Genomic DNA, 22950 nt, shown 5'->3' on the forward strand with positions numbered 1-22950 from the left:
CGGGGCCTACGCCTCGCGCGTGATCGTCACCTTCACGTGCAGGTTGCTCTTGAACGGGCCGGCGTACACGCCGCGCAGCGGCGGCACGTCGCCGTAGTCGCGGCCGCGGCCCACGAGCACGTGGCGGTCGCCGATCTCGATGTTGTTCGTGGGGTCGAAGCCCTGCCACTCGCCAGCGAACCACTCGATCCACGCGTGGGACTCGCCGGTCACGGCGACGCCGACCTCGGCCGAAGGGCGCGGGTGCAGGTAGCCCGACACGTATCGCGCCGGGATGCCGACCTCGCGCAGCGCGCCGAGGGCGATGTGCGCCATGTCCTGGCAGACGCCCTTGCGCGCCTCCCACGCCTCGGCCGCGGTCGAGTGGACGCCGGTGATGCCGTGCATGTACTCGACGGCGTCGCCGATCGCGACCGCGATCGCGTGGGCGGCCCGGCCGGGGTGATCGTGCTGCGCGGCGATCGACCGGGCGAGCTCGGCGACCTCCTCGTGCGGGCGGGTGCGCCGCGTCTGCGACATCTGCTCGACGGTCTCGAGCGAGCGGGCCGCCTCGCGGGCGAGCCCCTCCCACGTCACATCGATGTGCTCGAGCGGCCGGGGGCGCACCTCCACCAGCGAGCGTGCGGTGATCGTGAGCGACGAGTGCGGCGACAGCACGTCGAACGCGGCGACCCGCGTACCGAAGTAGTCGACGTACTGGTTGACGGAGGTGGACGGCTCGATGTCGAGCGACGAGTTGAGCACGAACTGGCTGTCGGTGGAGCCCGGCAGCATGCGCGCCTCGTTGTACGACGCGGTCACGTCGCCCTGATAGCTGAAGCCGGTCTGATGCTCGATCCGGAGGCGCTTCATGAGATCTCTCCGATCCAGCTGGGCTCGGCCTGCGTCGGGAAGAACCGGCCGCGGATGGCTTCGGATGCCTCGCGCGTGACGGTCTGCACGCGGTCCATGTGCGTCGGCAGCTCGCCGAGGATCTCGGAGATCGGCCGGTACTCGAGGTCGTTGCGGATCTGGCCGAGGGCCCGCAGCACCGTGTTGGAGTGGCCCACGCGGTCGGCGCGGGGGTCGATGGCGCTCATGCACTCCTCGGCGCGCTGGATCGAGTAGATGATCGAGCGCGGGAAGAGCCGGTCGAGCAGCAGGAATTCGGCGGCATTGCGCGCGCTCGGCATGCCGCGGTACGTGCGCAGGTACGCCTCGTAGGCGCCGCACGAGCGCAGGATCGTGGTCCACGACGGACCGGATGCCTCGGTCAGCGACCTCGTCGCCAGCAGGCGCGCGGTCATGTCGGTGCGCTCGATGCTGCGGCCCAGCGTGAAGAACTGCCAGGCCTCGTCGCGGCTCGTCGACGAGTCCACGATGCCGACCGCGAGCGCCGCGCGCTCGCGCACCCACTGGAAGAACTCGTGCACGCGGTCGTTCTGCAGGCGACGCGGCATGCGGGCGTTCGTCGTGTTGAGCGTCTCCCACAGTTCCGTCGAGACGATCTCGCGGGCACGGCGGGCGTTCTCGCGCGCGGCGGTGAGGGCGTACGCGATGCTCGACGGGTTCATGCGGTCGACCGCGAGACGCGACAGCACGTCCTCGCGGCGCACCTGGTCGACGCCCTCCGGCGGGAGCGAGCCCATGACGCTGAGGAGCGACCGGCACGCCGTGTCTTCATCGATCCACGGGTCCTCGAGGAGGAGCTGCAGGTGCACGTCGAGGATGCGGGCCGTGCCGTCGCTGCGCTCGATGTAGCGCCCGATCCAGAAGAGCGACTCCGCGATGCGGCTCAGCATGACGCGCCTCCGTCCTGCTCCGCAGCCTGCTGTTGCTGCTCCTGCTGCTCGACGCGGGAGCGCGGGCGGTCCTGCGGCGAGTGCGTGGGCTCGGTCTGGGCGTCGTAGATGATCGGGATCGCCGCCGTCACCGTGGCGGCCTGGTCGGCGACGAGGCCGGCCACGCTCTGACCCTGTGCGTATTCGACCTGACCCGGTGCGGCGCCGCCGACGATCCAGGTGTCCTTCGACCCGCCGCCCTGCGACGAGTTCACCACGAGCTGCCCCTCGGGCAGGGCCACGCGGGTGAGGCCGCCGGGGAGCACCCACACGTCCTCGCCGTCGTTCACCGCGAAGGGGCGGAGGTCGGCGTGCCGCGGGCGCATACCGTCCTCGACGAGCGTGGGGATCGTCGAGAGCATGACCACGGGCTGCGCGATCCAGCCGCGAGGGTCGGCGAGCAGGTTCTTGCGGAGCTTCTCGAGCTCGGCAGGTGACGCATCCGGGCCCACGACGAGGCCCTTGCCGCCCGAACCGTCGACGGGCTTCACGACGAGCTCGTCGAGCCGGTCGAGCACCTCCTCGAGGGCGTTCGGGTCTTCGAGGCGCCACGTGTCGACGTTCTTGAGGATCGGCTCCTCGGCGAGGTAGTACCGGATGAGGTCGGGCACGTAGGTGTAGAGCAGCTTGTCGTCGGCGACGCCGTTGCCGACAGCGTTGGCGATCGTGACGTTGCCGAGGCGCGCCGCGAGCATGAGCCCGGGCGCGCCGAGCATCGAGTCGGCGCGGAACTGCAGCGGGTCGAGGAAGTCGTCGTCGACGCGGCGGTAGATGACGTCGACGCGCTTCGGGCCGCGGGTCGTGCGCATGAAGACCTTGCCGCCGATGCACAGCAGGTCGCGGCCCTCGACGAGTTCGACGCCCATGAGGCGGGCCAGGAGCGTGTGCTCGAAGTACGCGGAGTTGTAGACCCCGGGCGTCAGCACGACGACGTTGGGGTCCTCGATGCCGGCCGGCGCGGAGGCGCGGAGTGCCGCGAGGAGCTTGTTGGGGTAGTCGCCGACCGGGCGCACGCGCATCGAGACGAACAGCTCGGGCAGCGTCTGCGCCATGACCCGGCGGTTCGAGATGACGTAGCTGACACCCGACGGCACGCGCACGTTGTCTTCGAGCACGCGCATCTCGCCGTGCTCGTCGCGGATCAGGTCGATGCCCGACACCTGGATGCGCACGCCGTTGGCGGAGTGGATGCCGGCGGCCTGGCGATAGAAGTACTGCGAGCTCGCGATGAGCCCGGCGGGGAGCACCTCGTCGCGGACGCAGAACTGATGCCCGTACGCGTCGTCGAGGAACGCCTCGAGCGCGCGGACGCGCTGCTTGACGCCGGCCTCGACGCGCGACCACTCGTCGTACGTGATCACGCGCGGTACGGCGTCCAGCGGGAAGGGTCGTTCCTCACCCGCGAAGTCGAACGTCACGCCCTGCGCGAGGTACGAGCTCGCGAGGGAATCGGTGCGGCCGCGCAGCTCCTCCTGGGTCATCTGCGCGAGCGCCTGGTAGAGCTCTCGATAGGCCTCGCGCGACTCGGCCGGTGCACCCGGGTGAGCCGGGCTCCCGAACATCTCGTCGAACGCGGGTACCCCCGAGGGCGTCTTGCGCGGCGCCAGCGTGGAGCCGTAGCCGTCGAACAGATCACCCATGCGAAGAGCCTAATGCGGCCTTCGTTGCGCTCGTGTTTCCGAGCCGTTCTCCTGGTCCGCTCCGGGCGGATCGGACGTATGCTCCCGCTATGACTCGTGAGGCGGGTGCCGCGACGCGCGTCGCCGCGAAGGCCTCGACGCTCTCCGGTGCGGCCGCGGGCGTGACGGCCGTCGTCCTCGGAGCGGGGGTGGGCGAGCTCGTCGCGGCACTGGTCGCACCGTCGTCGAGCCCTTTCTCCGTCGTCGGCGGCGTGCTCATCGACCTCGCACCGTCATGGGCGAAGGATGCCGCGATCTCGCTGTTCGGCACCGCGGACAAGCTCGCCCTGCTCATCGGCATCGCGCTCGTGCTGCTGGTCGCCGCGGCGGGCGTCGGCATCCTGGAGCTGCGCCGCCCGTGGTTCGGCGCCGCACTGTTCTCCGTCCTCGGCGGGGTGGTCGCGGTGCTCGCGATGACCCGCGCCGGCGCGGCCGGACTCGCGTGGCTCCCGCCGCTCGCCGCGGGCCTCGTCGCGGCGGCCGCGGTGCGGCTGCTGACGCAGCTCGCGAGACGGACGACGGATGCCTCGTCCCTCGCCTCGACGGAGGCAGCCACCGGCGACACAGCAGGCGACGACCCGTCGCGCCGTCGTTTCCTCGTGTGGGCGGGTGCGGCCGCCGCAGCCGGGGTCATCGCGGCGATCGCGGGGACGGCGATGCAGTCCGCGTCGCACACTGTCAGCGCCGTGAGGCGAGCGCTGCGCCTTCCTGCGCCAGCCGTCGCCGCGCCCGCCGTCCCGGCCGGTGCCCAGTTGGACCTCACCGGCATGACGCCGGTCGTGACCCCGAACGCGAGCTTCTATCGCATCGACACCGCTCTCGTCGTGCCGCAGGTCGACCCGGCCGACTGGAGCCTGCGCATCCACGGGCTCGTGGAGAACGAGGTCGAAATCGGGTGGGACGAGCTGCTCGCGCTTCCCCTCGAGGAGAGCTGGACCACCCTCGCGTGCGTCTCGAACCCCGTCGGCGGCGACCTCATCGGCAACGCGAAGTGGCTCGGGTATCCGATCCGCCGGCTGCTCGAACGCGCCCGGCCGACGTCCGACGCCGACATGGTGCTGTCGCGCTCGATCGACGGCTTCACCGCGAGCACGCCGCTCGAGGTGCTGCAGGAGGAGGGCCGCAACGCGATCCTCGCGGTCGGGATGAACGACGAACCGCTCCCGGCGGAGCATGGCTTCCCGGTGCGCATGGTCGTGCCGGGCCTCTATGGCTATGTGTCAGCGACCAAGTGGGTCGCCGAGCTCGAGGTGACGCGGTTCGACAAGGCCACCGCGTACTGGACGACGCGCGGGTGGTCGGCGAAGGGCCCGATCAAGCTGCAGTCCCGCATCGACCTGCCGCGCCGCGGTCAGGGGCTGAGCGCCGGCGACACCACCATCGCGGGCGTCGCGTGGCAGCAGCACGTGGGCATCGCGAAGGTCGAGGTGCAGGTCGACGGCGGGCCGTGGCGCGAGGCGAGACTCGCCTCGGCGATCTCGGATGACACGTGGGTGCAATGGTCGATCCCGTGGACCGCCGAGCGAGGCTCCCACGCGATCCGCTGCCGCGCCACCAACGCGAACGGCGAGCGTCAGACCGAGACCGACGCGTGGCCGGCGCCCGACGGCGCGACAGGGTGGCACCAGCTCAACGTCGACGTGGCGTGAACCGCCGCCCCCGCCCACCCCGAGTGTTGCGCCACCCGAAGCAGCGCCTCAGCCCGCGAGCACGAAGCGCAGCTGCTCGACCGCCCAATCCAGCTCGGTCGCGCGCACGACGAGCGGCGGCGCGATCCGGATGGTCTGGCCGTGCGTGTCCTTCACGAGCACGCCGCGCGCGATGAGGCGTTCGGCGATCTCGCGGCCGGTGCCGACCGCGGGGTCGATGTCGACGCCGGCCCAGAGGCCCGCAACGCGCACCGCCGTCACCCCGTGGCCCACGAGCTCCTCCAGCTTCGCCTCGAGGTGCTCGCCGAGGAGCTTCGCGCGGCTCTGGAACTCGCCCGTCTGCAGCATCTCGACGACCCGGAGGCCGACGGCCGCGGCGAGCGGGTTGCCGCCGAAAGTCGAGCCGTGCTCGCCCGGGCGGATCACGCCGAGCACGTCGCGGTCGGCGACGACCGCCGAGAGCGGAAGGATGCCGCCGCCCAGCGCCTTGCCGAGGAGGTAGACGTCGGGCACGACGCCCTCGCGATCGCACGCGAACGTCTCACCCACGCGGCCGAGACCGGACTGGATCTCGTCGGCGATGAACAGCACGCCGCGACGGGTGCAGATCTCGCGCACCTTCTTCAGGTAGCCGTCAGGCGGGAGGACCACGCCCGCCTCGCCCTGGATCGGCTCGATGAGCACGGCGACGGTGTCGGCCGTGATCGCGGCGTCGATGACCGCGGCGTCGCCGAACGGCACCGACACGAACCCGGGTGTGAACGGCCCGAAGCCGTCGCGCGCCTGGCGATCGTCGCTGAAGCCGACGATCGTGGTGGTGCGGCCGTGGAAGTTGCCGTGGGCCACGATGATCTTCGCGGCGTCGGGAGCCACGCCCTTCACCCGGTAACCCCACGCGCGGGCGACCTTGATGCCGGTCTCGACGGCCTCGGCGCCGGTGTTCATCGGCAGCACGAGGTCCTTGCCGCACAGCTCGGCGAGCGCGGCGGCGAAGGGGCCGAGTCGGTCGTTGTGGTACGCGCGGCTGGTCAGGGTGAGGCGATTGAGCTGCTCCTGCGCGGCGGCGAGGATGGCGGGGTGCCCGTGCCCGAAGTTGAGGGCCGAGTAGGCCGAGAGCAGGTCGAGGTAGCGCTTGCCCTCGACATCCGTCACCCACGCGCCCTCGCCGCGCGAGATCACGACAGGCAGCGGGTGGTAGTTGTGGGCGACGTGCTCTTCTTCGGCGGCGATGATCTGGCTCATCGCGGCATCGAGGGAGGTGGCGGTCATGATGTCTCCTCTTCCGCTCAGCGTCGCAGCTCGAGCGTGCAGCACTTGATGCCGCCGCCGCCGAGCAGCAGCTCCGACAGGTCGACGAGCACCGGGTTGTAGCCGCGCTCGCGCAGCTGCGCCTCAAAGCCCGTCGCGCGCGGCGAGATGATCACGTTGCGGCCGTCGCTGGCCGAGTTGAGCCCGAACACGGCGCCGTCGGCGTCGGCGACGCGGATCGCGTCGGGGTAGCGCTCGGCGAGGATCGCCTGGCTGCGCGCGTCGAACGCGTGCTCGAGGTACGCGATGTTGGCCTTCTCGACGCCGCCGGGACCCTCCACCGGGTCGAGCACCGAGATGGCGGTGTCGAGGTGGTAGAACCGCGGGTCGACGAGGTTCAGGCTCACCACCTCCTTGCCGAACACGTCGCCGAGCTCGCGGTGGCTGTCGCCGGTCGAGCGGAAGCCCGTGCCGGCCAGGATCGTGTCGCCGACGAGGAGGAAGTCCCCCTCGCCCTCGTTGACCTCGACGGGCTCGGCCACCTCGAAGCCGTTGTCGCGGAACCAGTCCATGAACGCGGGACCCTCCGGCACGCGCTCCTGGAAGCGGAACTTCGCGCCATACGCGACGTTGTCGATGACGAACCCGCCGTTGGCCGTGTAGACCATGTCGGGAAGGCCCTCGATCGGGTCGATGAGGTGCACCTCGTGGCCGAGCGCGAGGTACGTGTCGTAGAGCGCCTGCCACTGACGCACCGCGAGCGCGGTGTCGGTGGGGTTCGCCGGCTCCATCCAGGGGTTGATGGTGTAGCTCACCGTGAAGTGCTCGGGCCGGCACATCAGGTAGCGGCGGATCTGCTGGATCCGGCCGGAGGCGAGCCCGGCCTCGGGGGCGGTGGCGGGCGCGGTGTTCTGCGTGGACATCATGCTCCTGTAGAGGCGCGGCGGACGCTGTCCAGAGGCCCGGCGGAGCTGAGGAAGCCATCGATCCGGGCACGCCACGTCCATTGTCTCACGGACGCCGTCCGCGGCCTGGGAATGCGGACACCGGATGCTGCGCCCCGTCAGTCCGCGAGAACCACCACCTTGCCCGCCACGTGGCCGTCGGCGACGCGTGCGAGCGCCGCGACGGCCTCGCCGAACGGGTGGCGCGCCTCGATGACCGGGCGGAGGCGTCCGTCGGCCGCGAGCTTGACCAGCTCGGCGAGCACGTCGGTCCTGGCGACCGCGGCGAGCGGACGCACCGGCCGCTTCGATCCGATCGAGCGCACCGCAGCGCCCGCGATCCGCCCGATCGGTCCGAGGACGCGGCCGCCCTCGCCCGACACGAGCACGACGCGTCCGCCGTCCCGCACCAGCCGCTGCAGCACGCGCAGCGGCGAGGTGCCCACGATGTCGATGACGGCGTCGAACCGCCCCTCTCCGAGTTCGGGCGACCCCGGCTGCACCGCGCGGTAGTCGACCGTCCGCGTGGCGCCCAGGCCCTCGACGAGCGTGCGGTTGCGCTCCCCGCACAGCGCCCACACCTCGGCGCCCCGCCCCGCCGCGAGCTGCACGGTGAACGTGCCCACCCCGCCGGACGCCCCGATCACGAGCACCCGCTGCGGCGACGCACCCGTGCCCGCAGCATCCGCGGCGACTCCTCCGAACTCCAGTGCCTGCCACGCCGTCCCGGCCGCGACCGGCAGGCTCGCGGCGATCACGGGGTCGAGCGCAGCGGGCCGAGCCACGAGCCGCGACGCCGGGCACACGGCGTACCTCGCCAGCCCGCCGCCGCCCGGAAGCTCGCCCACGACCTCGTCGCCGACCGCGAGCCCGGTCACGCCGTCGCCCAGTCCGGCGACGGTGGCGGCAGCATCCATCCCTCTGACAGCCTGGCGCGGGCGGCGCAGGCCGAACGCGAGCCGTACGAGGAGGGGCTCGCCGCGCATCACGCGGACGTCCCCGTTGTTCAGGCCGGTCGCGCGCAGGCGCAGGAGCACCTCGCCCCTGCGTGGCGCCGGCACGTCGATGTTCTCGAGAGCGACCACGTCGCTCTCGCCGTAGCGATGCTGGGTCCACGCGGGCATCGAGTCGGTGCGCAGGCCCGCGGGCCCGTGGAGCGTCTCGGACATGTCATTCCTCCGGGTAGTCGAAGAGGTCGTCGAGCCCGACGCCGAAGGCGCGGGCGAGCTGGAAGGCGAGTTCGAGGGTCGGCGAGTACCGGCCCTGCTCGATGGCGATGAGGGTCTGCCGGGTGACGCCGATCTGACGCGCGAGCTCGGCCTGCGTGATCCCCGCCGCCTCGCGTACGGCGCGGATGGAGTTGGTGACCTTGGTGGGCTTCACCATCAGACGAGCCCTCGGCGGTAGGCGATGACGCTCGCGATGCCGCCGACGATCGACGACAGCGCGAAGCCGAAGTACATGGTGTTCGCGATCCAGAACCAGTCGACCTCGAACGCGCACAGGATGAGGACGCCGAGCCCCGCGATGACGAGGAAGGCCTGGCCGACGCGCGTCGACATGTGCGAGATGTCGCGATCGCGCTGGTCGCTCTTACCCACGCCGTCGGGGTCGAACATTCCCGCGAGGATGCCCCACACAATGCTCAGCACGATGGCGCCGACGATGCTGGCACCGATGACCCACAGCATGATCGGCACCCAGTCCACGTCGGTGAGCGGACCGCCGCCGGCCTGCTGCAGCACGATCACGACGTAGACGATCGTGCCGATCACGCTGACGATGAGGCTCGCCCAGATGTTGCGCTCTTCGTAGACCATGGCCCCTCCCCGGGTGTGTGTAAAAGATTCTTGACACCGAAGATAGGCGGGTCTACCGTGCGTGTCAAGAATCTTTTACACGCCTCGAAGGGATCCGACATGTCCGCTCTCCTCCGCACCGCCCGCTGGACCGGCGGCGCCTACCTCGCCCTCGCCGTGCTCGGCGGCCTCGGCTTCCTGCTCGTGCGCCCGCTTGCGAGCGAGTCGCCCGGCTTTGCGCAGCTCGGCATCGCGCTCGAACTCGGCGTGGTGCTCGCACAGTCGCTCGCCGCCGTCGGGTTCTTCGCCCTCTACCGCGAGGACCGGCCCGTCGCGGCCTACGCGGTCGCCACCTTCGGCATGGGCAACGCCCTCGCCGTCCTGGGAAGCGCCGCCATGCTCACCGCAGCCCTCGGGGTCTCGCTCGATCCCGCGATCGTGACGGGAACGGATGCCGCGCCCCTGTTGCTCCTCGTCGCTGATGCGTTCTGGACGGTCGGCGCCGTGTTCTTCGGCCTGTGGCTCGTGCCGATGGGCTGGTTCGCCGTTTCCACCGGGCGCATGCCCCAGGTCCTCGGCTGGATCCTCGTGGTCGGCGGCATCGGCTACGTCGTGAACGCGTTGCTCTCGGCCGCCCTCCCCGGCACGGCGGGCGTGGCGGCGGACCTGATCGTGATCCCCGCCACCGTCGGCGAACTCTGGATGGTCGGGTATCTGCTGGTCCGCGGCATCCGTCCCGCGCGTCCCTCTGTTCCCGCCCGCGCCTCGGCGGCCCTCGCCGGTACAACGTTGTAGGCTCGGAGCACGTCGAGATCTCGGCGAGGGGGGATGTGACGATGGCCGCCACGCTGCACGACGTCGCCCGCCTCGCGGGCGTGTCGATCAAGACGGTGTCGAACGTCATCAACGACTACCCCCACATCCGCCCCACGACCAAGGAACGCGTCGAGGCGGCGATCGCGGAGCTCGGCTACACGCCGAACCTCACCGCCCGCAGCCTCCGTTCCGGCCGCACCGGCTCGATCGCGCTGGCCGTGCCGGATCTCGCACTCGCCTACTTCGCAGAGCTCGCCGCCGCCGTGATCGCGGCGGCCGAGGCATCCGGTCTCGTCGTCACGATCGAGCAGACGGGCAGCGGGGGCCGCCAGCGCGAGCTCGACCTCCTCACCAGCCCGCGACGCAAGATGAGCGACGGCCTGATCTTCAGCCCGCTTGAGATGAGCCAGGACGACGTCGCCCAGCTGAACGTCGACTACCCGCTCGTGCTGCTCGGAGAGCGCATCTTCGACGGTCCCACCGACCACCTCACGATGCGCAACATCGAGGCTGCCCGCGCGGCGACCGAGTACCTCATCGACTCGGGTCGCCGGCGCATCGCGATCGTCGGCGCGCACGAGGGCGAGCTCCTCGGCTCGGCCGCACTGCGTCTGCAGGGGTATCGCGAGGCGCTCGAGGCACGCGGCATCCCGTTCGACGGCCGCCTCATCGGCCCGTCGATCGAGTGGCACCGCGCCAACGGCGCGCGTTCGATGCGCGAGATCATCGAGCGCGGCGTGGAGTTCGACGCTGTGTTCGCCCTGAACGACACGCTCGCGTTCGGCGCGATGCGCGCCCTGCAGGAGGCGGGGCTGCGCGTGCCCGACGACGTGGCGGTGCTCGGCTTCGACGACATCGACGAGGCGCAGTACTCCATCCCGTCGCTCACGACCGTCGACCCCGGCAGTGACTGGATCGCGCGCACGGCGGTCGCGACGCTCATCGAGCGCATCGGCGGCCTCGACGTGCCGCCGCGTCTGCTCCTCGCCGACTTCGAGATCGTGCAGCGCGAGTCCGCACCCGCCGTCGCCCGCTGACGCGAGCGGGCCGCGGGTCGCGGCATCCGCTCAGTCCTGAGGCCACTCCACGACCGGCCAGCCGTCGCGCCACGTGAGCGGCAGCAGTCCGAGACGGAACTGCCCGTCGAGGTCGGCGTCGTAGAAGTGGAAGGCGAGCATCCCGCCCGAGACCGACTGGCCGCCCGGGCCCACGCGGGTTCCGTCCGCGGCGAGCAGCGGGGTGCCGCCGTCCTCGAGGAGCGGGACGCCGTCGGCGTCGACGTAGGGACCGGTCACGGATTCCGACCGGCCGACCGCGATCGAATACGTGCTGTCGACGCCCTTGCAGCAGAAGTCCTTCGAGACGAACAGGTAGGAGAACCCGTCGTGGGGCAGGATGTACGGCGCCTCGATGGCGTTGGGCGGCAGCTGCCGATCGGCGATGAGGAGCGGTTCGGACTCATCGGCCCGCAGCCCGCTCGGCCACTCGAGCGGCACCATGCGGATGCCGCTCCAGAACGAGCCGAACGCCATCCACGGATCGCCGTCCTCGTCCTCGACGATGCCCGGGTCGATCGCGTTGAAGTCGGTGCCCGCCGACTCGATCACCACGCCGCGGTCGACCCACTCGTAGTCCGGGTCTTCGGGGTCCAGCGTCGTGTTGGTCGCGAGCGCGATGAGGGAGGTGTTCTTGCCGAACGTCGAGGCCGAGTAGTACAGGTACCACGTGCCGTCGTGCTCGTAGAGCTCGGGAGCCCACAGGTTGTCGACGCCGGGCACGGCCTCGACGAGCCATGCGGGCTTCTCGTCCCAGACGGTGCCGGCGTCCTCCCACCGGGCGCCGTCGGCCGACCGGCGGATCTGGATGTTCCCGTCGCCGATCTGCCCGTTGCCCGTGGAGTACAAGTACGACGGCTCGCCCTCCTCCCCCGCGACGAACGCGGGGTCGTGCACGAACGTATCGCCCGTCGGGGCGGGCACGGCGGGCGCGCCCGCGCATCCGGTCGCGATCGCGAGAATCGCGAGAAGAATGGATGCTGCGGCCGCCGCCCGCCGGCCCACCGGGGTCATGCGAGGGAGATGGCCGACCACGACACCGGCGGCAGCGTCACGGTCAGAGTGCCGTCGTCGAGCACGACGCCGTCGAGGGTCTTGAGGCCCACGCGCTCCTGGTCGGCGAGCGTGTTCTTGGCGTACACGTCGTCGTCCCAGAGCGTCAGGGCTTCGGCGACCGTGGCGACACCCAGCTCCGAGACGTCCACCGTGACCTCGATGGCCTCGGTCTGGCTGCGGTTCACGAGGAACACCGCGGCGGCGTTTCCGTCGGTCGTGACGACCGAGTCGACGAGCGGCGCGTCGCCGTACACGGCGGTCTCGTAGGTGCCGGCGTCGATGCGGGGCTTCAGCACCTCGCCGCGCGCGAGGCGCGAGGTCACCGAGAACGGGAAGAACGTCGTCTGGCGCCACGCGGCGCCACCCGGCTCGGTCATGATCGGCGCGATGACGTTGACGAGCTGCGCGAGCGACGCCGACGCGACCCGATCGTGGTTCTTCAGCAGCGTGATCATGAGATTGCCCAGGACCACAGCATCCGCCACCGAGTACACGTCCTCGAGCTGACGCGGGGCATACCGCCACTCGTGGTTGACCTCGTCGGACTCGCGGTGCTCGTCGAGGTACCAGATGTTCCACTCGTCGAACGAGAGCTTGATCTTCTTCGACGACTTCAGCTTGTTGCCGACGTGGTCGGCGGTCGAGACCACCGTCTCGATGAAGTACTGCATGTCGAGCGACGACGCGAGGTACGAGGCCAGGTCGCCGCCGCGCTCCTGGTAGTACGCGTGGCACGAGATGAAGTCGACGTGGTCGTAGGCGTGCTCGAGCACGGTGCGCTCCCAGTCGCCGAACGTCGGCATGGCCGAGCCCGACGAGCCGCACACGACGAGCTCGAGGTCGCGGTCGGCGGCCTTCATCGCCTGGGCCGTGCGCGCGGCGAGCTTGCCGTAGTCGTCGGCGGTCATGTAGCCCGTCTGCCAGGGGCCGTCCATCTCGTTGCCGAGGCACCACATGCGGATGCCGTGCGGCTGGACCGAGCCGTTCGCGATGCGCTGGTCGCTGAGCGTCGTGCCCGACGGGTGGTTGCAGTACTCGAGCAGGTCGAGGGCCGCCTCGATGCCGCGCGTGCCGAGGTTGACGGCCATCATCAGCTCGGAGCCGGTGAGCTTGAGCCAGCGCGAGAACTCGTCGACACCGACCTGGTTGGTCTCGAGCGAGTGCCACGCGAGGTCGCGGCGCACGGGGCGCTCCTCGCGCGGGCCCACGCTGTCCTCCCAGCGGAAGCCCGACACGAAGTTGCCGCCGGGGTAGCGGATCGTGGTCGAGCCGAGCTCGCGCACCAGGTCGACGACGTCGAGGCGGAATCCGTCCTCGTTGGCGGTCGGGTGGCCGGGCTCGTAGATGCCGTCGTACACGCAGCGGCCGAGGTGCTCGACGAACGAGCCGAAGATGCGGCGGTCGATCTGCGCGACGACCGCCTCGCGGTCGACCGAGACACGGGCCGTGGCGGTCGTGGTGGTCGTGGTGGTCGTGAGGGTCACGTTCTCTTCTCCAGGGACGGGCCGGCTGCGGGCAGCACGGCAGGGACATTCCGGCGCAGGGTGCGCCGCAAGGCGAGGGGTGTTCGGGTGGCCGGTCAGCGGGCGGATGCCTCGGCCATAGGTGCGGGGTCGGGCCGACGGTCGCCGGCGCGGGGGTGGTCGGGGTCGAGGGCGGCGAGGCGGTGGTCGACGAACCAGCCCGCGACGAAGAGCGGCACCGCGAAGCCGACGAGCGGGACGAGCATCGGCAGGAGCGCCAGCGCGACCCCGACGGCGCCGAGGCTGACGAGCATCACGACGCTCATCAGCGGCGAGGTGAACGGCAGCACCGCGGCGTAGCGGAGCACCGCGCCGGCGGTCTCGTCGTAGCGCACCGCGACCGTCAGGGCGCACGCGAAGATGAGGGCGGCGACAGCTCCCGCGACCCACGTGAACCCGGCGAGGGCTGCGGCGGCGATGCCGTCGAGTACGGGGAGCACGGCGGTGTCGGCGGCGAGCAGCACCACGACGACGCCGAACGGCAGGCCGATGAGGTTCGCGCGCCAGAACTCGGCGCGGTAGACGCCGGCGAACTCGCGCACGAGCCCGGTGTCGCCCTCGCCGTCGCGGAGGCGCGTGAGGCACGCGGTCGCGGCGAGCGCCGCGGGCGCCAGCCCGAGCACGACGAGACCGACGAGGGTGCCCGCGAGGAACAGCAGGTTCACGACGATGAGCCCGGCGACGACGCGCAGCCACGCCATGACGCGGCCGGTCCAGCCGTACTCGGCGATCATGACGTCACCGCCTTCGACCCGGTCCAGACGATGCCGTCGGCGTCGAGTCCCGCGAACGCGAGCACCGGCCGCGCGGCGACCGGGTCCCACGCGCCGAACACGACGGCGTCGAGCACGACGTCACCGCCCTCCGCCCGGACGATGAGCGGAGTCGTCACGGTCTGACCGTCGGTGTGCGCGGCACCGATCACGCGGAGGGGAACGGATGCCGCCACCCCGCGCCACGCGGGATCGAGACGCACGACGTTCCACTCGCCGTCGACGCCTTCGGCCTCGGGCAGCCGCTCAGCCTCGTACCCGGCGAACGGGTGCGGCGAGACCAGCGGCCAGCCGGACGCGGTGAGGTGGATCCGGCGGATCTGCGCCTCGTGCCGCGTCGGGTCGTCAGCCAGGCGCACGTGGTGTACGACGAAGAGCCGCTCGCCGTCGCGGAACACGGAGTTGTGACCCGGCGCGATCCAGGCCGTTCCGCCGGGGAACGCGTGGCCGCCGAGGATCTTCGTTCCCACGGCATCCGGGGCGTCGTCCGCGGAGTCGGTGAGGGCGCGGCCGTTCACATCCAGGTAGGGCCCGGTGACCTCGTCGGCCACGGCGACGCGCACGCTGTAGCTGTCGAACAGCGAGTCGAATGAGACGAACAGCACGTAGCGGTCCTCTTCGGGCCGGTACACGATGTACGCCCCTTCGACGGCGCCGTCGACGCTCGCCGGACGGCGGGCGATGAGCGTGCCGGTCTCCACGGGCTTCTCCGCGAAGCCCGTCGCGGGATCGAGCGGGAGGATGTGGATCCCGCCGAAGAACGAGCCGTAGGTGAACCACGGGCGCCCGGCGCGGTCGAAGACGACCGCGGCGTCGATGGCGTTGTGCCCGTCGAGGTCGTGCGTGGTCGACACGACGGGTCCGGCATCCGTCCACGGTCCGGCGAGCGAGGAGGCCGTCGCGAGTCCGATGACGGAGGTGCGCGATCCGAACGTCGAGGCCGAGTAGTACATGTGCCAGCGAGGCGACCCGTCGGCGGTCGGCCAGCGCACGACCTCGGGCGCCCAGAGGCCGGCGGCACCGGTGTGCGCGAGGGCCGGGGCGGGCACGCCGTCGAGGGCGGTGCCGACGAACGTCCACTCGACGAGGTCGGGCGACGTGCGGACGTGCACGCCGGCGGGGATGTCGTCGACGCCGACGGCGGCGTCCGTCGAGAACATGTACCACTGGCCGTCGTCGCCGCGCACGACGGTGGGGTCGTGCGCGTTGCGCGCGCCCCAGGTCGTCGGGTCGGCGTTCGCGGGTGCGATGGGAAGCGACATGTCAGCCCTTCGCCCCGGTGAGCGCGACCGACTCGATGATCTGCCGCTGGAAGATGATGAACACGGCGAGCACCGGGATCAGCGCGATGAACGACGCCGCCATGATGAGCGGGTAGTCGGTCTGGCTCGCGTAGGTCGCGTTGAAGCTCGCGATGACGAGCTGCAGCGTCTGCTTCTCAGGCGAGTTCAGGTAGATGATCGGCGCGAGGTAGTCGTTCCACACCGCCATGAACCAGAGGATGAACTGCGCCGCGATCGCCGGGCGGATCGCCGGGAAGATCAGCGTGAAGAAGATCCGCAGGTAGCCCGCGCCGTCGATCTTGGCCGCCTCGATGATCGAGTCCGGCACCGAATCGAGGTACTGGCGGATGAAGAAGATCATCACGATGTTGCCGAAGACGCCGGGGAGGATCAGCGGCCACAGCGTGTCGACCATTCCGAGGTCGGCGAAGAGCTTGAACTGCGGGATCATGATCGTCGGGAACGGGATCATGATCGCCGACAGCAGCATCAGGAACAGCAGGTTCTTCGCGGGCAGTCGCAGCTTCGCGAACGCGAAGGCGGCGAGCATCGAGGTGACCGTGCCGATGATCGTGACCGTCGCCGACACGATGATCGAGTTCACGATGCCCGACAGCAGCGGGCCGGCCGACCACACGCGCACGTAGTTCTCCCACATCACGGGATCGGGGATCCACTGCGGCGGGAGGGCGAAGACGGCCTCGCGGGTCTTGAGCGACGTCGAGAAGGTCCACAGCAGCGGCGCGATCATCACGATGCCGCCGATCGCCAGCACGGCGATGAGCACGATGTTCACGAGGCGCCGCGACGTCGACGCGCGGCGCGTGACGCCGGCGGTGTTGCCGGTGGGGCGGCCGAGGCGGCGCTTGGGGAGACGGCGCGTCGGCTTGCCGGTGACCTCCGCGTCGAGCGCGGACAGGGTGTCGGGAGTGGTGAGCGTCATGATGTGCCTCAGTCGATCGAGAACTGGAAGCGGCGGTTGAGCCGGAACTGGATCGCGGTCACGACGAAGACGAGGAGTCCGAGGACCACCGACATCGCCGTCGCGTAGCCCATCTGGAGGTAATTGAACGCCTTCTGCCAGATGTACCAGACGATCGAGGCGGAGCTGAACTCCGGGCCGCCGGTGGGGGTCATGATGTTGATCTCGATGAAGATCTGCGCGCCGCCGATGATGCTCGTGACGACGAGGAAGAACGTGACGGGGCTGAGCAGCGGCACGGTGATGTGGCGGAATTGCCCCCACGCTCCGGCGCCGTCGAGCGCGGCTGCCTCGTACAGGTGCCGCGGCACCGACTGGAGCGCCGCGAGGTACAGCAGCATCGAGTAGCCGAGGCCCTTCCAGACCGCCATGATGACGATCGCGGGCTTGACGGTGTCCGGGTTCTGCAGCCAGTTGGGGCCCTCGATGCCGAACACGGCGAGCACCTGGTTCACCAGGCCGAAGTCGCCGTTGTAGGCCCACTGCCAGAGGATCGCGACGGCGGCGAGCGACGAGATCACCGGCACGTAGTAGACCGTGCGGAAGAAGGTGGTGCCGCGCATCTTGCGGTTGAGCGCGAGCGCGAGCATGAGCGACAGGATCAGGCCGATCGGGATGCCGATCATGTAGTAGATCGTGTTGCCCATGGCCTGCCAGAAGTACGGGTCGGCCGCCATCTCGACGAAGTTGTCGAGTCCGTTGAACACGGGCTCGCTCAGGCCGTTCCACTTCGTGAACGACGCGTACACCGAGAACACCAGCGGGTAGCCGGTGAAGGCCAGGAACCCGATGACCGGGATCGCGACGAACGCGAGGGCCGCGCGGTGTTCGCGGCGGTGCAGCCGCGAGCGGCGGACGGGTGTCGTCGTCGACATGGGGAACCTCGTTTCTTCAGAAGCAGGAGGAGGGGGACGGATGCCGCGGCCCGGCGCGGCCGGAGATCACGACGCGGCGCGGGCCGCGGCATCCGTTCCGGGTCAGCCGATTCCGGCGTCGGCGTTGGCCTTGTCGAGCATCTCCTGCATGCGCGGCTGGACTTCCTCCAGGTAGTCCGCTGCGGTCTGCTCGCCGTCGAGGACGGGCTGGATGTTCTTGAACAGCTCGTCGTACCACTCGGCCGAGTACGTGGTGTTCGCCGGGAGCGCGCGGCCGTAGTCCTGGACGATGTCGAGGAACTCCTGCTTGTTCTCGGGCGGGAGCGTCGAGGAGGTGACCCACTCGTTCGCCATGTCGATGAGGTTCGGGACCTGCACGCCGGCGTCGACGAGCGACTGCTGCGCGGTGCGATCGGTCGACAGGTAGATGGCGAGCTTCGCGGCGGTGTCGGGGTCCTTCGTGCTCTCGCTCACGGCGATGCCGAGGGTGCCCGTCCAGGTCGCGGTCTCACCGGTGGCGCCGACCGGGTAAGGAATCAGGTCCCAGTCGAAGTCGAGCGTCTCGTACACCGGCACATCCCACGGGCCGACGGGGAAGAAGCCGATCTGGCCCTGCATCCAGCGCTGGTAGGTGTCGAGCGTCTGCGCGTCGGCGGTGGACGGCGTGACGCCCTCGACGGTCGACAGGTCGGCGAACCACTGCAGCGCCTCGGCGAACTCGGGGCTGTCGACGGTGACCTCGGTGCGGTCCTCGTTCAGCCAGTCGCCGCCGTTCGACCACACGAACGGCTGCAGGTTCCACTGCACGTTGAGTCCGGTGCCCCACTGGTCGAGCGTGCCGTCGCCGTTGGTGTCCAGCGTGAGCTGCTTCGCCACATCGACGAACTGATCCCACGTGTAGGGGGTGTCCTTGTCGGGGAGCGGGATGCCGGCGGCCTCGAACATCGTGCGGTTGTAGCCGAACGAGAACGGGCCGACGTCCTTGGGCATCGCGTAGATCGCGCCCTGGCCCATCAGCTTGCCGTCGAAGCGGTAGCTGTCGACGCCGTACTGCCAGACGTTGTCGAGGTCGAGGTCTTCGTCGCTCTCGACGTACTCGGTGATGTCCTTGATGATGCCGGTCTTGACGTACGCCTGCACGCTGCCCGGGTCGACGTAGAAGACGTCGGGCACCTGCTTGCCGGTGATGGCCGCCTTGAGCTTCGTGCTGTACTCGTCGGCCGTCGTCATGATGATCTTGACGTCGACGTCGTTGTCCTTCTCGAACTGCTCGATCGCCGCCGTGTAGGCCGCCTTCTCGGCGTCGCTCCCGCGGAACATGAAGGTCAGCTGCTCGGTGCCTCCGCCCGAGCCGCCGGCGCAGCCGGACAGGATCAGACCGCCGGCGGCGAGCATCGCCGCTGCGGCGACGACCGACTTGCGTGACTTCGTCATCACGTTTCCTCTCTTAGTGCTGTGGTGGTCAGCGCTCGGATCGGGAGATCGATCGTCGCTGACCGTGGGGGGGTGCCTTCGTTGATTTACAACGTTGGAATTATTCGGTGGACAACAGTGTGCGACGCGACCCAAGTCGCTGTCAAGCCGAACGACCAAGAAAGTTCTAACGTTGTAGAAACGCGCCCGAGAAATCCGGATGCCGCGGGTCGCAGCATCCGGATTCCTTCGCGTCAGATGACCGACTCGCTCCAGGGATCGGGGTTGCCGAAGCGGTGCGCGGTGATGGTCACGGACTGCTCGTGGAGGAAAGGCAGCAGCTCGAGCCGGCCGGCCGTGGTCACCTCGTTGTCGTAGACCGCGAGGTCGGGGTCGCCGCCCACGGCCTGCGCCACGAGGGTGTGGAGCGCCGCGACCGAGGCGGCCTGGCCGATGAGCCGCACGCGCGCGGGCCGGGGCTCGGGGTCGGCATCGGCGGCCGCCGCGACGATGTCGACGGCGGTGAGGCGCTCGAGCCACTGCTCGTCGGTCTCGACGAAGACGGCGACGTCCTCCTCCGCGAGCACACGGCGCACGGCGGCGGGGAGGCCCACGGGCGCGCTCAGCGTCAGTCGCGACCCGGCGCGGAGGCCCGCGATCACGACGCGCAGCACGGCCTGCCACGAGGCGTCCGCGGTGGCGCGGAGCGCAACCGACGGAATCGGGCGATAGCGGAACAGGTTGCGCTCGACGCCGAGGCCCGAGACGTCCTTCACCTGACCGAACTCACGGTCCCACGCGATCGCGTCCGACAGGGCGCCGCGGCGCAGCCACTCGAACGCCTCGTAGTCGAGCGACGGCTGGGCGGCCTCGATGAGCGCCGCGATGCGGGTGTCGAGACCCCGCAGGTGCAGCGTCGCCGACGCCGGGGCGCCGGAGGTCGCACGCCAGCGGCCGAGGCCCACGAGGTAGTTCGGGCCGCCCGCCTTGGCGCCGGCGCCGACCGACGAGCGCTTCCAGCCGCCGAACGGCTGGCGCTGCACGATCGCGCCGGTGATGCCGCGGTTGACGTAGAGGTTGCCCGCCTCGACGCGGTCGAGCCACAGCGCGAGGTCGTCGGGGTGCTGCGTGTAGAGCCCCGCGGTGAGTCCGTAGGCGACGGCGTTCTGCAGCTCGATGGCATGCGCGAGCGACGACGCGTGCATGATGCCGAGCACGGGTCCGAAGAACTCCTCGCGGTGGAACCGCGAGCCGGGCTGGACGCCGGTGCGGATACCGGGGGCCCAGAGCCGTCCGTCGTATTCGGGAGCGGCGTCGACGCGCTTCGGCTCGACGAGCCAGGACTCCCCCTCGTCCAGAGTGGTGAGCGCCCATTCGAGCTTGCCGCGCGGCACCTCGACGACCGGGCCCACCTCGCTGAGCGGATTCGATGGCGGTCCGACGCGCAGGGAGGTCGCAGCATCCACCAGCTGCCGCGCGAAGCGCTGCGAGTGGCCGACCGGACCCACCAGGATCGCGATCGATGCCGCGGAGCACTTCTGGCCTGCGTGACCGAACGCGCTCTTGATGAGGTCGGATGCTGCGAGGTCGAGGTCGGCGGTCGGCATGACGATCATCGCGTTCTTGCCGCTGGTCTCGGCGAGGAGCGGCAGATCGGGGCGCCACGAGCGGAACAGGGCCGCCGTCTCCCAGGCTCCGGTGAGGATCACCCGGTCGACGTCGGGGTGCGACAGGAGCGTCTGCCCGAGGCCGCCCTCGTCGATGTCGACGAGCGCGAGCACGTCGCGCGGCACGCCCGCATCCCACAGGGCTTCGGCGACGACCGCGGCGCAGCGCCGCGCCTGCGGCGCCGGCTTGAAGACGACGCCGGACCCCGCGGCGAGCGCCGCCAGCACGCCGCCGGCGGGGATCGCGATCGGGAAGTTCCAGGGCGGCGTGACGACGGTCAGCCGCGCCGGCTCGAACACGGCGCCGCTCACGCGGTCGAGTTCGCGTGCGGTGGCGGCGTAGTAGTTCGCGAAGTCGACGGCCTCGCTCACCTCGACGTCGGCCTCGGCGAAGACCTTGCCTGTCTCGGACGCAGCCACTTCGATGAGCTCGCCGCGCCGGGCCTCGAGCGCACGGGCGGCGGCGGTCAGCACGAGGCTGCGCTCGGCCGCGGGGAGCGCGCCCCATGCCGGGGCGGCGTCGCGCACGCGCGCGACGATCGCCTGAAGCCCAGGCTCGTCGGTGACGCGGGCCGCCTCGACGCTGGCGTCGCCGGCGCGCGAGGTCTCGATGCGGGAAAGGATGCCGCGGGCCCACGCCCGGTTCGCCGGAAGAGCGGGATCGCTGTCGGCGGTGTTGCGGAATCCCGGCGCGCCCGCGACCTGGACCCCGGACTCGCGTGGCGCGAAGACCGCCGTCTCGACGAACGCCTCGGCGCCGAACACCTGCTCGGGGACGGAGCGCGCGACCGGGGCGGTGTCGCCCGACACGGCCGAGCGCGCGATGCCGATCACCGCCTGGGTGAGACCGGCCTCGTCGGACGCCGCGGAGGCCCGGCGCAGGCGCGCCTGGGCCCGTGGGGATTCGGCCCGGGCCGCTTCGGGGTCCGCGGATGCCGAGGCTTCGGCCGCGCGGTCTTGCGATCGGTTTGCACCGGTGGCGAGCGCGGGGTCGTCGGCGCGGGCGAGCGACGCGAGGAACCGGTCGCGCTCGCGGCCGAACATCGCGGGATCGTCGGCGAGATCGAAGGCCGCCGAGAGGAAGTTGTCGCTCGAGGCGTTCTCCTCGAGGCGTCGCACCAGGTAGCTGATGGCCACGTCGAACTCGTCGGGGCGCACGACCGGCACGTAGAGCAGCACGTGGCCGACCTCGCGCGTGACGGCCTCGACCTGGCCCTGTGCCATGCCGAGCAGCATCTCGAACTCGACATCATCGCGAACCCCTGCGGCTCCGGCAAGCAGCCACGCGTACGCGATGTCGAAGAGGTTGTGCCCGGCGACGCCGATGCGCACCGCCCGCGTGTGCGCGGGGTCGAGGGCGAAGCGGAGGCACCGCACGTAGTTCGCGTCGGAGTCGACCTTCTCGCTGTAGGTGGCAAGGCTCCAGTCGTGCATGACGGCGTCGACACGCTCCATCGCGAGGTTGGCGCCCTTGACGAGACGAACCTTGATGCGCGCTCCGCCGCCGTCGACGCGGTCGTCTGCCCACGCGGTGAGCCGTTGGAGCGCCGGCAGGGCGTCGGGGAGATAGGCCTGGAGCACGATGCCCGCCTCGAGCTGCCGCAGGCGCGGGTCTTCGAGGAGGCGCGTGAACACCGCGATCGTGAGGTCGAGGTCGCGGTACTCCTCCATGTCGAGGTTGATGAACGTGGGGCCGCTCACCGAACTCGTCGGAGACGCCGCCGTCAGGTACAGCGGCCGCAGCCGCTCGACGACCTTGTCGACCACCTCGTCGAACGCCCACATCGAGATGTGGCTCGCGATCGCCGAGACCTTGACCGAGACGTAGTCGACGTCCGGCCGGCGGATGAGCTCGTGGATGCCCTCCAGCCGCCGCAGCGCCTCCTGCTCGCCGAGCACCGCTTCGCCGAGCAGGTTGAGGTTGAGCCGCGCGCCGCTCTCGCGAAGTGCGGCGATCGCGGGACCGAGTTTGTCGGGCCGGGCGTCGACGACGAGGTGCCCGACCATCTCGCGCAGCACGCGGCGCGCGATCGGCACGACCGGCGACGGCAGCACCGGCGCGACCGCGCCGCCCACGCGCACGGCGCCGCGCAGATACCACGGCAGGAACCCGGGCACGAGAGGAGCGACGCGATGCAGATGGGATGCCGCGGCCGACAGGCTCTCCGGACGCATGACACCGTCGACGAACCCGATCGTGAACGGCAGCCCGTTCGGGTCCTTGAGCACACCGGCCAGGCGCTCGGCGGCCGGGTCAACCTCGACCTCTGCGGCCTCGGCGATCCATCGCTGCGCCAGGGCGACGGCCTCGCCGGCCAGGCGCTCGTCGGATCGGTCTTCCATTCGCACTCCAGCCGTCACGTCGTCG

19 protein-coding genes are annotated in these 22950 nt (G+C 70.6%); 3 read left to right on the top strand and 16 right to left on the bottom strand.

Translation table 11 applies throughout. From position 1 onward, the window contains the following. Positions 1-6: 6 nt before the first annotated feature. From ACVN90_RS18255 to ACVN90_RS18265, 3 genes are read right to left on the bottom strand one after another with little or no spacing between them, the layout of a single operon-like run. Positions 7-852, bottom strand: coding sequence for a transglutaminase family protein (locus ACVN90_RS18255; protein ID WP_475099616.1), 846 nt, complete (start codon positions 850-852; stop codon positions 7-9). After that, positions 849-1781, bottom strand: a complete 933-nt coding sequence (locus ACVN90_RS18260) for an alpha-E domain-containing protein (protein ID WP_310286061.1) — start codon at positions 1779-1781, stop codon at positions 849-851. The genes ACVN90_RS18255 and ACVN90_RS18260 overlap by 4 nt, the downstream gene beginning before the upstream one ends. Then, positions 1775-3460 (bottom strand): circularly permuted type 2 ATP-grasp protein, encoded by a 1686-nt coding sequence (locus ACVN90_RS18265; RefSeq protein WP_475099617.1) that lies wholly within the window; start codon positions 3458-3460, stop codon positions 1775-1777. The genes ACVN90_RS18260 and ACVN90_RS18265 overlap by 7 nt, the downstream gene beginning before the upstream one ends. A gap of 89 nt (positions 3461-3549) precedes the next feature. Between ACVN90_RS18265 and ACVN90_RS18270 the strand changes: the two genes are divergently transcribed. Further along, positions 3550-5148 (top strand): molybdopterin-dependent oxidoreductase, encoded by a 1599-nt coding sequence (locus ACVN90_RS18270; RefSeq protein WP_475099618.1) that lies wholly within the window; start codon positions 3550-3552, stop codon positions 5146-5148. Between the two features lie 48 nt (positions 5149-5196). On the opposite strand, the gene rocD is transcribed toward ACVN90_RS18270, so the two are convergent. The 5 genes from rocD to ACVN90_RS18295 all read right to left on the bottom strand — a co-directional run bounded on the left by rocD (position 5197) and on the right by ACVN90_RS18295 (position 9160). Next, positions 5197-6417, bottom strand: coding sequence for an ornithine--oxo-acid transaminase (gene rocD / locus ACVN90_RS18275; RefSeq protein ID WP_475099619.1), 1221 nt, complete (start codon positions 6415-6417; stop codon positions 5197-5199). A gap of 17 nt (positions 6418-6434) precedes the next feature. Beyond that, positions 6435-7319 (bottom strand): dimethylargininase, encoded by an 885-nt coding sequence (gene ddaH / locus ACVN90_RS18280; RefSeq protein ID WP_475099620.1) that lies wholly within the window; start codon positions 7317-7319, stop codon positions 6435-6437. Positions 7320-7459: 140 nt separating this feature from the next. Then, positions 7460-8509, bottom strand: coding sequence for an NAD(P)-dependent alcohol dehydrogenase (locus tag ACVN90_RS18285; RefSeq protein WP_475099621.1), 1050 nt, complete (start codon positions 8507-8509; stop codon positions 7460-7462). A gap of 1 nt (position 8510) precedes the next feature. After that, positions 8511-8726, bottom strand: coding sequence for a helix-turn-helix transcriptional regulator (locus ACVN90_RS18290; protein ID WP_475099622.1), 216 nt, complete (start codon positions 8724-8726; stop codon positions 8511-8513). Next, positions 8726-9160 (bottom strand): hypothetical protein, encoded by a 435-nt coding sequence (locus ACVN90_RS18295; protein WP_475099623.1) that lies wholly within the window; start codon positions 9158-9160, stop codon positions 8726-8728. Before ACVN90_RS18295 ends, ACVN90_RS18290 begins: the two co-directional genes overlap by 1 nt. Before the next feature lie 99 nt (positions 9161-9259). Here ACVN90_RS18295 and ACVN90_RS18300 point away from each other — a divergent pair, with 99 nt between their 5' ends. Together ACVN90_RS18300 and ACVN90_RS18305 are read left to right on the top strand one after the other, a co-directional pair. Beyond that, on the top strand, positions 9260-9934 hold the full coding sequence (locus ACVN90_RS18300; protein WP_475099624.1) for a DUF4386 domain-containing protein: 675 nt from the start codon (positions 9260-9262) through the stop codon (positions 9932-9934). 41 nt (positions 9935-9975) lie between these two features. Beyond that, positions 9976-10992 (top strand): LacI family DNA-binding transcriptional regulator, encoded by a 1017-nt coding sequence (locus tag ACVN90_RS18305; protein ID WP_475099625.1) that lies wholly within the window; start codon positions 9976-9978, stop codon positions 10990-10992. A gap of 30 nt (positions 10993-11022) precedes the next feature. Here ACVN90_RS18305 and ACVN90_RS18310 read toward each other — a convergent pair whose 3' ends face one another. From ACVN90_RS18310 to ACVN90_RS18345, 8 genes are all read right to left on the bottom strand, one after another. Continuing rightward, positions 11023-12024, bottom strand: a complete 1002-nt coding sequence (locus ACVN90_RS18310) for an arabinan endo-1,5-alpha-L-arabinosidase (protein WP_475099626.1) — start codon at positions 12022-12024, stop codon at positions 11023-11025. Further along, a complete protein-coding gene (arfA, locus tag ACVN90_RS18315) occupies positions 12021-13550 on the bottom strand; it encodes an arabinosylfuranosidase ArfA (RefSeq protein ID WP_475099627.1) in 1530 nt (509 codons plus the stop codon). The genes ACVN90_RS18310 and arfA overlap by 4 nt, the downstream gene beginning before the upstream one ends. A gap of 95 nt (positions 13551-13645) precedes the next feature. Further along, entirely contained in the window at positions 13646-14323 is a 678-nt protein-coding gene (locus ACVN90_RS18320) for a YesL family protein (RefSeq protein WP_475099628.1), read from the bottom strand. Continuing rightward, positions 14320-15624 (bottom strand): arabinan endo-1,5-alpha-L-arabinosidase, encoded by a 1305-nt coding sequence (locus ACVN90_RS18325; protein WP_475099629.1) that lies wholly within the window; start codon positions 15622-15624, stop codon positions 14320-14322. Before ACVN90_RS18325 ends, ACVN90_RS18320 begins: the two co-directional genes overlap by 4 nt. A gap of 1 nt (position 15625) precedes the next feature. Beyond that, entirely contained in the window at positions 15626-16588 is a 963-nt protein-coding gene (locus tag ACVN90_RS18330; RefSeq protein ID WP_475099630.1) for a carbohydrate ABC transporter permease, read from the bottom strand. Between the two features lie 8 nt (positions 16589-16596). Then, on the bottom strand, positions 16597-17502 hold the full coding sequence (locus tag ACVN90_RS18335; protein ID WP_475099631.1) for a carbohydrate ABC transporter permease: 906 nt from the start codon (positions 17500-17502) through the stop codon (positions 16597-16599). Positions 17503-17604: 102 nt separating this feature from the next. Beyond that, the gene (locus tag ACVN90_RS18340) at positions 17605-18936 is read right to left on the bottom strand and encodes an ABC transporter substrate-binding protein (RefSeq protein WP_475099632.1); all 1332 of its coding nucleotides are present in this window, start codon (positions 18934-18936) and stop codon (positions 17605-17607) included. 233 nt (positions 18937-19169) lie between these two features. After that, positions 19170-22925 carry a proline dehydrogenase family protein gene (locus tag ACVN90_RS18345; protein WP_475099633.1) on the bottom strand — a complete coding sequence of 1252 codons (3756 nt, stop codon included), beginning with the start codon at positions 22923-22925 and terminating at the stop codon, positions 19170-19172. Positions 22926-22950 lie beyond the last annotated feature (25 nt).

The sequence above is a fragment of the Microbacterium sp. F01 genome (assembly GCF_056156365.1).

Coding starts and splice junctions, on each gene's coding strand:
- ACVN90_RS18255 (WP_475099616.1), bottom strand. CDS start 852: ATGAAGCGCCTCCGGATCGAGCATCAGACCGGCTTCAGCTATCAGGGC.
- ACVN90_RS18260 (WP_310286061.1), bottom strand. CDS start 1,781: ATGCTGAGCCGCATCGCGGAGTCGCTCTTCTGGATCGGGCGCTACATC.
- ACVN90_RS18265 (WP_475099617.1), bottom strand. CDS start 3,460: ATGGGTGATCTGTTCGACGGCTACGGCTCCACGCTGGCGCCGCGCAAG.
- ACVN90_RS18270 (WP_475099618.1), top strand. CDS start 3,550: ATGACTCGTGAGGCGGGTGCCGCGACGCGCGTCGCCGCGAAGGCCTCG.
- rocD (WP_475099619.1), bottom strand. CDS start 6,417: ATGACCGCCACCTCCCTCGATGCCGCGATGAGCCAGATCATCGCCGCC.
- ddaH (WP_475099620.1), bottom strand. CDS start 7,319: ATGTCCACGCAGAACACCGCGCCCGCCACCGCCCCCGAGGCCGGGCTC.
- ACVN90_RS18285 (WP_475099621.1), bottom strand. CDS start 8,509: ATGTCCGAGACGCTCCACGGGCCCGCGGGCCTGCGCACCGACTCGATG.
- ACVN90_RS18290 (WP_475099622.1), bottom strand. CDS start 8,726: ATGGTGAAGCCCACCAAGGTCACCAACTCCATCCGCGCCGTACGCGAG.
- ACVN90_RS18295 (WP_475099623.1), bottom strand. CDS start 9,160: ATGGTCTACGAAGAGCGCAACATCTGGGCGAGCCTCATCGTCAGCGTG.
- ACVN90_RS18300 (WP_475099624.1), top strand. CDS start 9,260: ATGTCCGCTCTCCTCCGCACCGCCCGCTGGACCGGCGGCGCCTACCTC.
- ACVN90_RS18305 (WP_475099625.1), top strand. CDS start 9,976: ATGGCCGCCACGCTGCACGACGTCGCCCGCCTCGCGGGCGTGTCGATC.
- ACVN90_RS18310 (WP_475099626.1), bottom strand. CDS start 12,024: ATGACCCCGGTGGGCCGGCGGGCGGCGGCCGCAGCATCCATTCTTCTC.
- ACVN90_RS18320 (WP_475099628.1), bottom strand. CDS start 14,323: ATGATCGCCGAGTACGGCTGGACCGGCCGCGTCATGGCGTGGCTGCGC.
- ACVN90_RS18325 (WP_475099629.1), bottom strand. CDS start 15,624: ATGTCGCTTCCCATCGCACCCGCGAACGCCGACCCGACGACCTGGGGC.
- ACVN90_RS18330 (WP_475099630.1), bottom strand. CDS start 16,588: ATGACGCTCACCACTCCCGACACCCTGTCCGCGCTCGACGCGGAGGTC.
- ACVN90_RS18335 (WP_475099631.1), bottom strand. CDS start 17,502: ATGTCGACGACGACACCCGTCCGCCGCTCGCGGCTGCACCGCCGCGAA.
- ACVN90_RS18340 (WP_475099632.1), bottom strand. CDS start 18,936: ATGACGAAGTCACGCAAGTCGGTCGTCGCCGCAGCGGCGATGCTCGCC.
- ACVN90_RS18345 (WP_475099633.1), bottom strand. CDS start 22,925: ATGGAAGACCGATCCGACGAGCGCCTGGCCGGCGAGGCCGTCGCCCTG.